General features: G+C 71.6%; 11 protein-coding genes. 8 read left to right on the forward strand and 3 right to left on the reverse strand.

Annotated elements, in window-relative coordinates:
• The 3 genes from secF to ACIPXB_RS15220 all read left to right on the forward strand — a co-directional run bounded on the left by secF (position 1) and on the right by ACIPXB_RS15220 (position 4,269).
• Entirely contained in the window at positions 1-1,059 is a 1,059-nt protein-coding gene (gene secF, locus ACIPXB_RS15210; protein WP_401449247.1) for a protein translocase subunit SecF, read from the forward strand.
• Positions 1,056-1,607 carry an adenine phosphoribosyltransferase gene (locus tag ACIPXB_RS15215; RefSeq protein ID WP_401449250.1) on the forward strand — a complete coding sequence of 184 codons (552 nt, stop codon included), beginning with the start codon at positions 1,056-1,058 and terminating at the stop codon, positions 1,605-1,607. The genes secF and ACIPXB_RS15215 overlap by 4 nt, the downstream gene beginning before the upstream one ends.
• 250 nt (positions 1,608-1,857) lie before the next feature.
• Positions 1,858-4,269 (forward strand): RelA/SpoT family protein, encoded by a 2,412-nt coding sequence (locus tag ACIPXB_RS15220; protein WP_401449252.1) that lies wholly within the window; start codon positions 1,858-1,860, stop codon positions 4,267-4,269.
• A 131-nt stretch (positions 4,270-4,400) separates the two neighbouring features.
• On the opposite strand, the gene ACIPXB_RS15225 is transcribed toward ACIPXB_RS15220, so the two are convergent.
• Together ACIPXB_RS15225 and ACIPXB_RS15230 are read right to left on the reverse strand one after the other, a co-directional pair.
• Positions 4,401-5,630 carry a DUF349 domain-containing protein gene (locus ACIPXB_RS15225; RefSeq protein ID WP_401449255.1) on the reverse strand — a complete coding sequence of 410 codons (1,230 nt, stop codon included), beginning with the start codon at positions 5,628-5,630 and terminating at the stop codon, positions 4,401-4,403.
• Positions 5,631-5,796: 166 nt separating this feature from the next.
• Positions 5,797-6,573: a peptidylprolyl isomerase gene (locus ACIPXB_RS15230; protein WP_401449258.1), complete on the reverse strand. Its 777-nt coding sequence runs from the start codon at positions 6,571-6,573 to the stop codon at positions 5,797-5,799.
• Between the two features lie 159 nt (positions 6,574-6,732).
• Between ACIPXB_RS15230 and ACIPXB_RS15235 the strand changes: the two genes are divergently transcribed.
• The 5 genes from ACIPXB_RS15235 (at position 6,733) to ACIPXB_RS15255 (ending at position 11,708) form a co-directional block, all read left to right on the forward strand.
• Positions 6,733-7,446: an MBL fold metallo-hydrolase gene (locus ACIPXB_RS15235; protein WP_401449261.1), complete on the forward strand. Its 714-nt coding sequence runs from the start codon at positions 6,733-6,735 to the stop codon at positions 7,444-7,446.
• An 11-nt stretch (positions 7,447-7,457) separates the two neighbouring features.
• Entirely contained in the window at positions 7,458-8,720 is a 1,263-nt protein-coding gene (hisS, locus tag ACIPXB_RS15240; protein WP_401449264.1) for a histidine--tRNA ligase, read from the forward strand.
• 149 nt (positions 8,721-8,869) lie between these two features.
• Positions 8,870-9,484 carry a vitamin K epoxide reductase family protein gene (locus tag ACIPXB_RS15245; protein ID WP_401449267.1) on the forward strand — a complete coding sequence of 205 codons (615 nt, stop codon included), beginning with the start codon at positions 8,870-8,872 and terminating at the stop codon, positions 9,482-9,484.
• A 41-nt stretch (positions 9,485-9,525) separates the two neighbouring features.
• Positions 9,526-10,878 carry a replication-associated recombination protein A gene (locus tag ACIPXB_RS15250; RefSeq protein ID WP_401449270.1) on the forward strand — a complete coding sequence of 451 codons (1,353 nt, stop codon included), beginning with the start codon at positions 9,526-9,528 and terminating at the stop codon, positions 10,876-10,878.
• A 116-nt stretch (positions 10,879-10,994) separates the two neighbouring features.
• Positions 10,995-11,708, forward strand: a complete 714-nt coding sequence (locus ACIPXB_RS15255; protein ID WP_401449273.1) for an HNH endonuclease family protein — start codon at positions 10,995-10,997, stop codon at positions 11,706-11,708.
• Between the two features lie 25 nt (positions 11,709-11,733).
• Here the strand turns inward: ACIPXB_RS15255 and ACIPXB_RS15260 are convergent, their stop codons facing one another.
• Positions 11,734-12,672, reverse strand: a complete 939-nt coding sequence (locus ACIPXB_RS15260; RefSeq protein ID WP_401449276.1) for a DUF2470 domain-containing protein — start codon at positions 12,670-12,672, stop codon at positions 11,734-11,736.
• Between the last annotated feature and the right edge of the window lie 52 nt (positions 12,673-12,724).

The raw sequence follows: 12,724 nt of genomic DNA on the forward strand, positions 1-12,724 counted from the left end.
ATGTCGAAGCTGGGAGATATCGGCGCCAGGCTGTACCGCGGTGAGGTCGGCTACGACTTCGTCGGCAAGCGCTTTCTCTGGTACGGCGTTTCCATCCTGATCACCATCACGGCGATCGTGGCCCTGGCCGTCCAGGGCCTGAACCTGGGCATCGAGTTCAAGGGCGGTGCCGTCTTCACCACCCCGAAGACGACCGTCTCCGACTCCAAGGCCCGCGAGTTCGCCAAGGAGGCCTCCGGCCACGAGGCGATCGTCCAGAAGCTCGGCAACGGTGGCCTGCGCATCCAGATCACCGCGCTGGACACGGCCGAGGCCAACAAGGTCAAGGCCGAGCTGGCCGGTGACCTCAAGGTCGCCGAGCGGGACATCAACGCCGACCTGGTGGGCCCGAGCTGGGGCGAGCAGATCGCCAACAAGGCCTGGACGGGCCTGGGCGTCTTCATGATCCTGGTCGTGATCTACCTGGCGATCGCCTTCGAGTGGCGCATGGCCATCGCGGCGCTCATCGCGCTGATCCACGACCTCACGATCACCGTGGGCATCTACGCGCTGGTCGGTTTCGAGGTCACGCCGGGTACGGTCATCGGTCTGCTGACGATCCTCGGTTACTCGCTCTACGACACCGTCGTCGTCTTCGACGGTCTCAAGGAGTCGACGAAGGACATCACCAAGCAGACCCGCTTCACCTACAGCGAGCTGGCCAACAAGAGCATCAACGGCACCCTGGTGCGCTCCATCAACACCACGGTCGTCGCGCTGCTGCCGGTCGCCGCGCTGCTGTTCATCGGCGGCGGTCTGCTGGACGCGGGCATGCTCAACGACATCTCGCTGTCGCTGTTCGTCGGCCTCGCGGCCGGTGCGTACTCCTCGATCTTCATCGCGACCCCGCTGGTCGTGGACCTCAAGGAGCGCGAGCCGGCGATGAAGGCGCTGACCAAGCGGGTGCTCGCCAAGCGCGCCGCCACCTCCGCCAAGGGCACGGACGACGCCGACGCCGCGGACGCGCCGGAGGTCGTGGCCCAGAGCCGCTCCGGCCGCGCCTCCGGGCGGCGCCGGTGAGCGCGATCGCCGAGGAGACGCGCGCGCTGCTGCTCAGCCGGATCAAGGACGTCCCGGACTACCCGAAGCCGGGGGTGATGTTCAAGGACATCACCCCGCTGCTGGCCGACCCGAAGGCCTTCGCGGCCCTGACGGACACGCTGGCCGCGCTGGCGGTCCGGTACGGCGCCACGAAGATCGTCGGCCTGGAGGCGCGCGGGTTCATCCTGGCGGCCCCGGTGGCCGTGCAGGCCGGGATCGGCTTCGTACCGGTCCGCAAGGCCGGCAAGCTGCCCGGAGCCACGCTCAGCCAGGCGTACGACCTGGAGTACGGCACCGCCGAGATCGAGGTGCACGCCGAGGACCTGGCGGCGGGCGACCGCGTCATGGTCATCGACGACGTCCTGGCCACCGGCGGCACCGCCGAGGCCTCGCTCCAGCTGATCCGGCGGGCCGGCGCGGAGGTCGCGGGAGTGGCGGTCCTGATGGAGCTGTCCTTCCTCCCCGGCCGCGCCCGGCTGGCCCCGGCCCTGGCCGAGGCCCCGCTGGACGCCCTGATCACCGTCTGACGGCACGCACCGTCGGGCAGCCACCCGAGCGGCGGAGCTCCGGTCGACACGACCGGAGCCCGCCGCTCCGGCGTTGCTCGGGGAGCGTCCCGGCAGCCGCCCGGCCGCTCCCCGGGGCCGCCCGCCGTCCCGCCCTGTGGCCGTGAGGAACGCGTCGGCGGAAGGCTCGCTACCATGGTTTATCCGGACCTGATCGGGGCACCGGATCCTCCCCCGGACTTCGTCCGGGGGGACCCCCGAAGGAGCGCTCTTGCCAGACGAGGTCCAGCCACTCTCCGCCGCGCAGCCCGAGCCGACGGCCGAGAGGGCCACGCCCAAGCCGCCGCTCGCGCCGCCGCCCAAGCCCGCGCCGCTGAAGCCCGGCGGATCCTCCAACCGGGTGCGGGCCCGCCTCGCCCGGCTGGGCGTCCAGCGCTCCAACCCGTACAACCCGGTCCTGGAGCCCCTGCTGCGCATAGTCCGCAGCAACGACCCGAAGATCGAGACGGCCACCCTGCGCCAGCTCGAGAACGCCTACCAGGTGGCCGAGCGCTGGCACCGCGGCCAGAAGCGCAAGAGCGGCGACCCGTACATCACCCACCCGCTCGCGGTGACGACGATCCTCGCCGAGCTGGGCATGGACCCCGCGACCCTGATGGCGGGCCTGCTCCACGACACCGTCGAGGACACCGAGTACGGCCTGGAGGACCTGCGCCGCGACTTCGGCGACGCCGTGGCCCTCCTCGTCGACGGCGTCACCAAGCTCGACCGGGTCAAGTTCGGCGAGGCCGCGCAGGCCGAGACCGTCCGCAAGATGGTCGTCGCCATGGCCAAGGACCCGCGCGTCCTGGTCATCAAGCTCGCCGACCGCCTGCACAACATGCGCACCATGCGCTACCTCAAGCGGGAGAAGCAGGAGAAGAAGGCCCGCGAGACCCTCGAGATCTACGCGCCGCTGGCCCACCGCCTCGGCATGAACACGATCAAGTGGGAGCTGGAGGACCTCGCCTTCGCGATCCTCTACCCCAAGATGTACGACGAGATCGTCCGCCTGGTGGCCGAACGCGCGCCCAAGCGCGACGAGTACCTCGCCGTCGTCACCGACGAGGTGATGGTCGACCTCCGGGCCGCCCGCATCAAGGCCACCGTCACCGGCCGGCCCAAGCACTACTACAGCGTCTACCAGAAGATGATCGTCCGCGGCCGCGACTTCGCCGAGATCTACGACCTGGTCGGCATCCGCGTCCTGGTGGACACCGTCCGCGACTGCTACGCGGCCCTGGGCACCGTCCACGCCCGCTGGAACCCGGTTCCGGGGCGGTTCAAGGACTACATCGCGATGCCCAAGTTCAACATGTACCAGTCGCTGCACACGACGGTCATCGGGCCCAGCGGCAAGCCGGTCGAGCTCCAGATCCGCACCTTCGACATGCACCGCCGCGCCGAGTACGGCATCGCCGCCCACTGGAAGTACAAGCAGCAGACCGTCGCCGGCGCCTCCAAGGTCCGCACCGACGTCCCGCAGGCCGCCAAGGGCAGCGCCGGCCAGGACACCGTCAACGACATGGCCTGGCTGCGCCAGCTGCTGGACTGGCAGAAGGAGACCGAGGACCCCGGCGAGTTCCTCGACTCGCTGCGCTTCGACCTCTCCCGCAACGAGGTCTTCGTCTTCACGCCCAAGGGCGACGTCATCGCGCTGCCCGCCGGCGCCACGCCCGTCGACTTCGCGTACGCCGTCCACACCGAGGTCGGCCACCGGACCATAGGCGCCCGCGTCAACGGCCGCCTCGTCCCGCTGGAGTCCACCCTCGACAACGGCGACCTGGTGGAGGTCTTCACCTCCAAGGCCGAGGGCGCGGGCCCGTCCCGCGACTGGCTGGGCTTCGTCAAGTCGCCGCGCGCCCGCAACAAGATCCGCGCCTGGTTCTCCAAGGAGCGCCGCGACGAGGCCATCGAGCAGGGCAAGGACGCCATCGCGCGGGCCATGCGCAAGCAGAACCTGCCGATCCAGCGGATCCTCACCGGCGACTCGCTGGTCACCCTCGCGCACGAGATGCGCTACCCCGACATCTCCTCCCTGTACGCGGCGATCGGCGAGGGCCACGTGGCCGCGCAGGGCGTCGTACAGAAGCTGGTCCAGGCCCTCGGCGGCGAGGAGGCCGCGAACGAGGACATCGAGGAGAGCGTCCCGCCCTCGCGCGGCCGCAAGCGCCGCGGCAGCGCCGACCCGGGGGTCGTGGTCAAGGGCGTCGACGACGTCTGGGTCAAGCTGGCCCGCTGCTGCACCCCGGTGCCGGGCGACCCGATCATCGGCTTCGTCACGCGCGGCAGTGGCGTATCGGTTCACCGCGCCGACTGCGTCAACGTCGACTCGCTCTCGCAGCAGCCCGAGCGGATCCTCGAGGTCGAGTGGGCGCCCACCCAGTCCTCCGTGTTCCTGGTCGCCATCCAGGTCGAGGCGCTGGACCGGTCCCGGCTGCTCTCCGACGTCACCCGGGTCCTGTCCGACCAGCACGTCAACATCCTCTCCGCGGCCGTACAGACCTCCCGCGACCGCGTGGCCACCTCCCGCTTCACCTTCGAGATGGGCGACCCCAAGCACCTGGGGCACGTCCTGAAGGCCGTCCGCGGCGTGGAGGGCGTCTACGACGTCTACCGCGTGACGTCCGCGCGCAGGCCGTAGCGGCCTGCGAGGGGACAACCGGCTCCGCCGAGCGGCTGCCGGGCGGCTGACGCGGCCCTGTGACGCCGACGGGGCCCGGCGGTGGACGATTCCACCGCCGGGCCCCGGCACACACCACGAGGGGAGCGGCGTCAGCCGCCGAACTCCTCCAGGCCCTTCAGGGCCTGGTCGAGCAGGGCCTGGCGGCCCTCCAGCTCACGCGCCAGCTTGTCCGCCTTGGCGTTGTTGCCCGCCGCGCGCGCCGCGTCGATCTGCTCGCGCAGCTTGTCGACGGCCGCCTGGAGCTGGCCCGTCAGACCCGCGGCGCGGGCCCGCGCCTCCGGGTTCGTACGGCGCCACTCGGCCTCCTCGGACTCCTGGATGGCACGCTCGACCGCGTGCATCCGGCCCTCGACCTTCGGGCGGGCGTCGCGCGGCACGTGGCCGATGGCCTCCCACCGCTCGTTGATGGACCGGAACGCCGCACGCGCCGCCTTCAGGTCCCGCACCGGGACGAGCTTCTCGGCCTCGTCGGCCAGCTCCTCCTTCAGCTTGAGGTTCTCCACCTGCTCGGCGTCACGCTCGGCGAACACCTCGCCGCGCGCCGCGAAGAAGACGTCCTGGGCGCCGCGGAAGCGGTTCCACAGGTCGTCCTCCGCCTCGCGCTGTGCGCGGCCGACCGCCTTCCAGTCGGCCATCAGCTCGCGGTAGCGGGCCGCCGTCGGACCCCAGTCGGTCGACTTCGACAGCGACTCGGCCTCCGCGACCAGCTTCTCCTTGGCCTTGCGGGCGTCCTCGCGCTGCGCGTCCAGCGAGGCGAAGTGCGCCTTGCGGCGCTTGGAGAAGGCCGAGCGGGCGTGCGAGAAGCGGTGCCACAGCTCGTCGTCCGACTTGCGGTCCAGGCGCGGCAGACCCTTCCAGGTGTCCACCAGGGCCCGCAGCCGCTCGCCGGCCGAGCGCCACTGGTCGCTCTGCGCCAGCTGCTCCGCCTCGGTGACCAGCTCCTCCTTGGCCTTGCGGGCCTCGTCCGTCTGCTTGGCCTTGGCGACCTTGCGCTCCTCGCGGCGCGACTCCACCGTCGCGACGAGCTTGTCCAGACGCACCTTCAGCGCGTCGAGGTCGCCCACCGCGTGGTGCTCGTCGACCTGCGTGCGCAGGTGGTCGATCGCCGTCTGCGCGTCCTTCGCGGACAGATCGGTGGTCCGCACCCGACGTTCGAGGAGGCCGATCTCGACCACCAGCCCCTCGTACTTGCGCTCGAAGTAGGCCAGGGCCTCCTCGGGGGTGCCCGCCTGCCACGAGCCGACGACCTGCTCGCCATCGGCAGTACGCACGTACACGGTGCCCGTCTCGTCGACGCGGCCCCACGGGTCGCTGCTCACAGCGCCTCCTCCACCTGATGCCCGTACGGGGGTTCCCCGCCCGGCATCGTCCACAGTTTCCTGGGGCGGGCAGCGCCCGCCCTGCACAACGCCAACATAGGCGACCGCCGGGCCGGCTGTCCGCATCCCGCACGACGGAATATCGGCCCGGCGGTCTTCCGACCGGTCAGTTCTGGGTGACCGTGCCCTTCTCGATCGTCACCGGGGTCTTGGGAGCCCCGTCGGGCCCGCCGGCCGTACCCTGCTTGGCGATCTCCTCCAGTACCTTCAGGCCGGCCGCGTCGATCTTGCCGAACGGCGTGTACGTCGGCGTCAGCGGGCTGTCCTTGTAGACCAGGAAGAACTGGCTGCCGCCACTGCCCGGCTGGCCGGTGTTGGCCATCGCGACGGTGCCCGCCGGGTAGATCACCCGGCCGGTCCCGTCGGGCTTGCCCAGCGCGTCCAGGTTCTCGTCCGCGATGGTGTAGCCGGGGCCGCCCATGCCGGTGCCCTCGGGGTCGCCGCACTGGAGCACGAAGATACCCTCCGTGGTCAGCCGGTGGCACTTCGTCTTGTCGAAGTAGTTCTTGTCGGCGAGCGACTTGAACGAGTTCACCGTCTGCGGGGTCTTCGCCGCGTCCATCTCGAAGGTGATGTCACCCGCGCTCGTCTTCAGCGCGAAGGTGTACTTCGCCTTCTGGTCGATCGCCATCGCCGGCGACGGCGACTGCTTCGGCGTGGGCGTCGGCGCGGCCGACGGGGTGGCCTCCGGGTCCTTGGTCTCCTTGCCGTCGAAGACGCCGCCCACGGCCAGGCCGATGACGGTCGCCGCCACCACGGCCACGGCCGCGCCGATCACAACCGCCCGCTGCCGCGACTTGCGCCGGGCCTGGGCCCGCCGCTGCTGCTGACGCTCGAACTTCTCCCTGGCGAGCTGCCGCCGCCGCTGATCGCTCGTGACCACCGGGTCTCGTCTCCTTGTACGTCTCTGGTACCGCTGTCCGGGCTGGGATAGGCCGTACCGTATATGGGTTCGCTGTGGGATGAGGGGCGCCGGTAGGCTCTGATCTGCCGTAACCCTCCCGACGGCCGACTCGACGGCGACGACTACCTAAGGACGAACGTGCTGATTGCCGGGTTCCCCGCCGGGGCCTGGGGGACCAATTGCTACCTGGTCGCCCCCGCCGCGGGTGAGGAGTGCGTCATCATCGACCCGGGCCACCAGGCCGCCCAGGGAGTCGAGGAGACGCTTCGCAAGCATCGGCTCAAGCCCGTCGCGGTCGTCCTCACCCACGGCCACATCGACCATGTCGCCTCGGTGGTCCCGGTGTGCGGAGCGCACGACGTACCCGCCTGGATCCACCCCGAGGACCGCTACATGATGAGCGACCCGGAGAAGGCCCTCGGGCGTTCGATCGGGATGCCGCTGATGGGCGAGCTGACCGTGGGCGAGCCGGACGACGTCCGCGAGCTCGCCGACGGGGCCGAGCTGAAGCTGGCCGGTCTGGACTTCACCGTGTCGCACGCGCCCGGCCATACGAAGGGGTCGGTGACCTTCCGGATGCCGGAGGCCGCGGACGTCCCGTCCGTGTTCTTCTCCGGGGACCTGCTCTTCGCCGGCTCCATCGGACGCACCGACCTGCCCGGCGGCTCCCACGCCGAGATGCTCCGGTCGCTGGCCCGCGTGTGCCTGCCGCTGGACGACTCGACCGTGGTGCTGTCCGGCCACGGTCCCCAGACCACCATCGGCCGCGAGCGCGCGACCAACCCGTACCTGCGGGAGGTCGCCGCCGGCCTGGGAGCGGACCCGACGGCCGCCCCACGACGAGGAATGTGACGAGACTCTCCGTGAGCACTTTCAAGGCCCCTAAGGGCACGTACGACCTGATCCCGCCGTACTCCGCCAAGTACCTCGCCGTCCGCGACGCGATTTCCGGCCCGCTGCGCACGGCCGGGTACGGCTACATCGAGACGCCGGGCTTCGAGGACGTCAACCTGTTCGCGCGCGGCGTCGGCGAGTCCACCGACATCGTGACCAAGGAGATGTACACCCTCACCACCAAGGGCGGCTCCCAGCTCGCCCTGCGCCCGGAGGGCACCGCCTCGGTCCTGCGCGCGGCGCTGGAGGCGAGCCTGCACAAGCAGGGCAACCTGCCGGTCAAGCTCTGGTACTCCGGCTCCTACTACCGCTACGAGCGCCCGCAGAAGGGCCGCTACCGCCACTTCTCGCAGGTCGGCGCCGAGGCGATCGGCTCCGAGGACCCGGCGCTGGACGCCGAGCTGATCATCCTGGCCGACCGGGCCTACCGCTCGCTGGGGCTGCGCAACTTCCGCATCCTGCTGAACTCGCTGGGCGACAAGGAGTGCCGCCCGGTGTACCGGGAGGCGCTGCAGGCGTTCCTGCGCGGGCTGGACCTGGACGAGGAGACCGTCCGCCGGGCCGAGATCAACCCGCTGCGCGTCCTGGACGACAAGCGCGAGGCCGTCCAGAAGCAGCTGGCGGGCGCGCCGATGCTGCGCGACTACCTGTGCGACGCGTGCAAGGCGTACCACGAGGAGGTGCGCGCGCTGATCACGGCCGCGGGCGTGGTCTTCGAGGACGACGAGAAGCTGGTGCGCGGCCTGGACTACTACACCCGCACCACCTTCGAGTTCGTGCACGACGGCCTGGGCTCGCAGTCCGCGGTCGGCGGCGGCGGCCGCTACGACGGCCTGTCCGAGATGATCGGCGGCCCCGCGCTGCCGTCGGTGGGCTGGGCGCTGGGCGTGGACCGCACGGTGCTCGCCCTGGAGGCCGAGGGCATCGAGCTGGACATCCCGGCCACGACGTCCGTCTTCGCGGTGCCGCTGGGCGAGGAGGCGCGCAAGGTCCTGTTCGGCCTGGTGACGCAGCTGCGCCAGGCCGGTGTGGCGGCGGACTTCGCGTACGGCGGCAAGGGTCTCAAGGGCGCGATGAAGGACGCGAACCGCTCCGGCGCCCGCTTCACCGTCGTCGCGGGCGAGCGCGACCTCGCCGAGGGCGTCGTGCAGCTGAAGGACATGGAGTCCGGGGAGCAGTCCCCGGTCGCCGTCGCGGAGCTCGTCGACGCGGTCCGGGGCGCGCTGGGCTGACCACCGCTGCCCGTCGGGGGCGGGGCCGGGGTCACCCCGGCCCCGCCCCTGTCCTTATCTCCAGCGAACGGTGGCCGCACAGCCGCGTACGGCACAATGGCCGGTGCTTGATGACCTTGCAGACGCGGAGCGGTGGGATCGGGATCGGTATGACGACACGAAGTGCGGACGCGGACACCGCTCCCGGGACGGTCGGGGCGAGCCGGGCGTTCGCCTGGCTGCTGGTGATCACGGGAGCGCTGGGCCTGCTCGCCGCGTGGGTGATCACGATAGACAAGTTCAAGCTGCTGGAGGACCCGAACTTCACGCCGGGCTGCAGCCTGAACCCGATCGTCTCCTGCGGCAACATCATGAAGAGCGACCAGGCGGCGGTCTTCGGCTTCCCCAACCCCATGCTGGGCCTGGTGGCCTACGGCATCGTCGTCTGCGTCGGCATGAGCCTGCTGGCGGGGGCCCGGTTCCGCCCCTGGTACTGGCTGACCCTCAACGCCGGCACCCTCTTCGGCGTCGTCTTCTGCGCCTGGCTGACGTACCAGTCGCTGTACACCATCAACTCGCTGTGCCTGTGGTGCTGCCTGGCCTGGGTCGCCACGATCTTCATGTTCTGGTACGTGACCGCGCACAACGTCCGCGAGGGGCTGCTGCCCGCGCCGGGCTGGCTGAAGTCCTTCTTCGGCGAGTTCCCGTGGGTCCTGCCGGTGCTGCACGTCGGGATCATCGGGATGCTGGTCCTGACCCGCTGGTGGGACTTCTGGACGTCCTGACCCCGCCGCCCGCTGTCAGCGGGCGGGCTTAGGCTTCCGGTGTGGAACCAGACCTCTTCACCGCCGCCGCCGAAGAACGCCGGGAGAAGGACCCCGCGAGCTCTCCCCTCGCCGTCCGGATGCGCCCGCGCACCCTGGACGAGGTCGTGGGGCAGCAGCACCTGCTCAAGCCCGGTTCGCCGCTGCGGCGGCTGGTGGGGGAGGGCGCCGGGGGACCGGCCGGGGCCTCGTCGGTGATCCTCTGGGGACCGCCCGGCATCGGCAAGACCACCCTGGCCTACGTGGTCAGCCAGGCCACGCAGAAGCGGTTCGTGGAGCTGTCGGCCATCACGGCCGGCGTCAAGGAGGTCCGGGCCGTCATCGAGGGCGCCAAGCGCGCCGCCGGCGGCTTCGGCAAGGAGACCGTCCTCTTCCTCGACGAGATCCACCGCTTCAGCAAGGCGCAGCAGGACTCGCTGCTTCCGGCGGTGGAGAACCGCTGGGTCACGCTGATCGCGGCCACCACCGAGAATCCGTACTTCTCGATCATCTCCCCGCTGCTGTCGCGTTCGCTGCTGCTGACGCTGGAGCCGCTGACCGACGAGGACCTCGGCGGCCTGCTGCGGCGTGCGCTGACCGAGGAGCGCGGGCTGGGCGGGGCCGTGACCCTGCCCGCGGACGCCGAGGCGCACCTGCTGCGCATCGCCGGGGGCGACGCGCGCCGGGCGCTGACGGCCCTGGAGGCCGGCGCCGGATCGGCCCTGGCCAAGGGCGAGGCGGAGATCACCCTCGAGACGCTGGAGGAGGCCGTCGACCGTGCGGCGGTCCGTTACGACAAGGACGGCGACCAGCACTACGACGTGGCGTCGGCGCTGATCAAGTCCATCCGCGGCTCGGACGTGGACGCGGCGCTGCACTACCTGGCGCGGATGATCGAGGCGGGGGAGGACCCCCGGTTCATCGCCCGCCGGCTGATGATCTCGGCGAGCGAGGACATCGGGCTGGCGGACCCCACCGTGCTGCCGACGGCGGTCGCGGCGGCCCAGGCGGTGGCGCTGATCGGCTTCCCGGAGGCGGCGCTCACCCTGTCGCACGCGACGATCGCCCTGGCACTGGCCCCGAAGTCGAACACCGCGACGACCGCGATCGGAGCGGCCCTGGCCGACGTCCGCGCGGGCCTGGCGGGCCCCGTGCCGGCGCATCTGCGCGACGGGCACTACAAGGGCGCGGCCAAGCTGGGGCACGCGCAGGGGTACGTGTACCCGCACGACGTGCCGGGCGCGATCGCGGCCCAGCAGTACGCGCCGGACGCGATCCACGGCAAGCGCTACTACGAGCCGACCCGGTACGGCGCCGAGGCCCGCTACGCGGACGTGGTGGAGAAGGTCCGCGAGCGGCTGCGCGGCGCGACCTGACCCGGCGCGGCCTGACCCGGCGCGGCCTGACCCGGCGCGACCTGACCCGGCGTGGCCTGACCCGCCCCGGGCGCGTCGCCCGGACCGTGGGGGGAGGCCCGCCCTACGCTCGCGCCATGCGCCGATGCCGTCAGCTGGTCGCCGCCGCCGTGCTGGGCGGCGTACTGCTCGGATGCCATCACGACGGGGGCGGGCGTGCGGTCCGGGCCGGTGCCACCGCGGTGGCGGGGCGGGCGCCGACGGCTTCCCCCGGCTTCCCGCCGGACGCGGCGCGAGCCGGGGCGCAGCTGGCCGGCCTCACCGTGGCGTGGGGCAGGAACGGGCAGACGTACCGGCGCGAGCACTTCGGCCGGTCCTGGTCGGACGAGACCGACGGCGTCGGCGGGCGCAACGGCTGCGACACCCGCGACGACGTCCTGCGGCGGGACCTGAAGGAGCTGCGCACCGGCGACCGCGATCCGTGCGTCGTGCTCTCCGGGGTGCTCGACGATCCGTACACGGGCAAGCGGCTGCCGTACTCCTCCCGCAGGGCCTCGCAGATCCAGACCGACCATGTGGTCGCGCTGGGCGCGGCCTGGCGGGCCGGGGCGTACGCCTGGACGCCCGAGCGGCGGCTGCGCTACGCCAACGACCTGGACGTGCTGCTCGCCGTGGACAAGCGGACCAACTACGACAAGGGCAGCTGGACGGCCGACAAGTGGCAGCCGCCCCGGCGGGCGTACCGGTGCGAGTACGCCCGCCGCTACGTCGGCATCAAGGCCAAGTACGCGCTGAGCGTCACCGCCCCGGAGAAGCGCGCGCTCCAGGACATGCTGGCCGGCTGCCCCTGATCACCGTGCGGGGCGGGCAGCGGGCTCACCCGGTGGCGGCCGCCGAGAAGAGGGTGTGCATCGCCCGGCGCAGTCCGCAGATGTCCGTGACCGGCTCGGGGAAGTCGAAGCGCGCGTCGAAGCAGCCGGCGGAGCCCAGGCCGTCGCCCCGACCGGCGCCGGCGGCCGTGAAGCGCACGCGCAGGCCGAGCCGGTCCAGGGCCACCGGCGCCGCGTCGAGGTCCGCCGCCCGCGGCCCCAGCAGGGCGGACAGCTCGCGCAGCCGGTCGCCGTGGGCGGCCGCGAGGTGCTGGAGGATCTCGGCCTCGTGGGCCACCAGCGGGTCGGGCCCGGCGGTGGCCAGGGCGTCGGGGTCCACGTGCTCGGAGCCCCACAGGTCGTCCACCGTGATCTCGCCGACCTCCAGGCGCAGCATCGTCCAGGCGGGCCGGCCGGAGGGGTCGAGGGCCTCGCGCAGGCCCAGCAGCTCGCCCACCGGCTGCCGCTCGGCGAGCAGCGCGGCGCACACGGGACGGTCGTCGCCGCGCACCGGGGTGAGCCAGCCCGCCAGCCACGCGCGGCCCCGGATACGATGGGCCACGGACACCGGCGCCACATCAGTGATCTCGATCACCGCTGTGAGGTCGTCGTCCTGGGCGTGAGCGGCTGCCCTGGCAGCCGCGGATTCCCCGGAGACAAGGAGAATCACGTCCCCGTCCGGAGTGACGGTCCGCGCGACCGGCATTCCGATCCCGAGCCCGTCGAGGTCCTCGGGCCCCTGTGGGTCACGAGCACCCGGCAACGTGAGGGATACTGAGGCGTTGGACTCTACGAGGGTTCGTACGCGTTCGGCTCCGGTGAGCTGCCGAACGCCTTCCCTGGGACGCGGCTGACTCTGCCTACCGTCGTCGTAAGCGGACGTGGATTGTTTCTCGTCCGGACTGCGATGCGCACTGGGCAGGGGGATCCCATGCGGTCGAGACATTACGTCCTCCTCGAAATAAGGTAAGCCTCACCTAAATTACATGGAGGTAGGT

It is taken from the genome of Streptomyces sp. NPDC090022 (assembly GCF_044748145.1).
Classification (GTDB): Bacteria; Actinomycetota; Actinomycetes; order Streptomycetales; family Streptomycetaceae; genus Streptomyces.

Excerpts from the sequence above, each read along its gene's own strand:
- ACIPXB_RS15260 (WP_401449276.1), bottom strand. The coding sequence starts at position 12,672 with ATGTCTCGACCGCATGGGATCCCCCTGCCCAGTGCGCATCGCAGTCCG.
- ACIPXB_RS15245 (WP_401449267.1), top strand. The coding sequence starts at position 8,870 with ATGACGACACGAAGTGCGGACGCGGACACCGCTCCCGGGACGGTCGGG.
- secF (WP_401449247.1), top strand. The coding sequence starts at position 1 with ATGTCGAAGCTGGGAGATATCGGCGCCAGGCTGTACCGCGGTGAGGTC.
- ACIPXB_RS15255 (WP_401449273.1), top strand. The coding sequence starts at position 10,995 with ATGCGCCGATGCCGTCAGCTGGTCGCCGCCGCCGTGCTGGGCGGCGTA.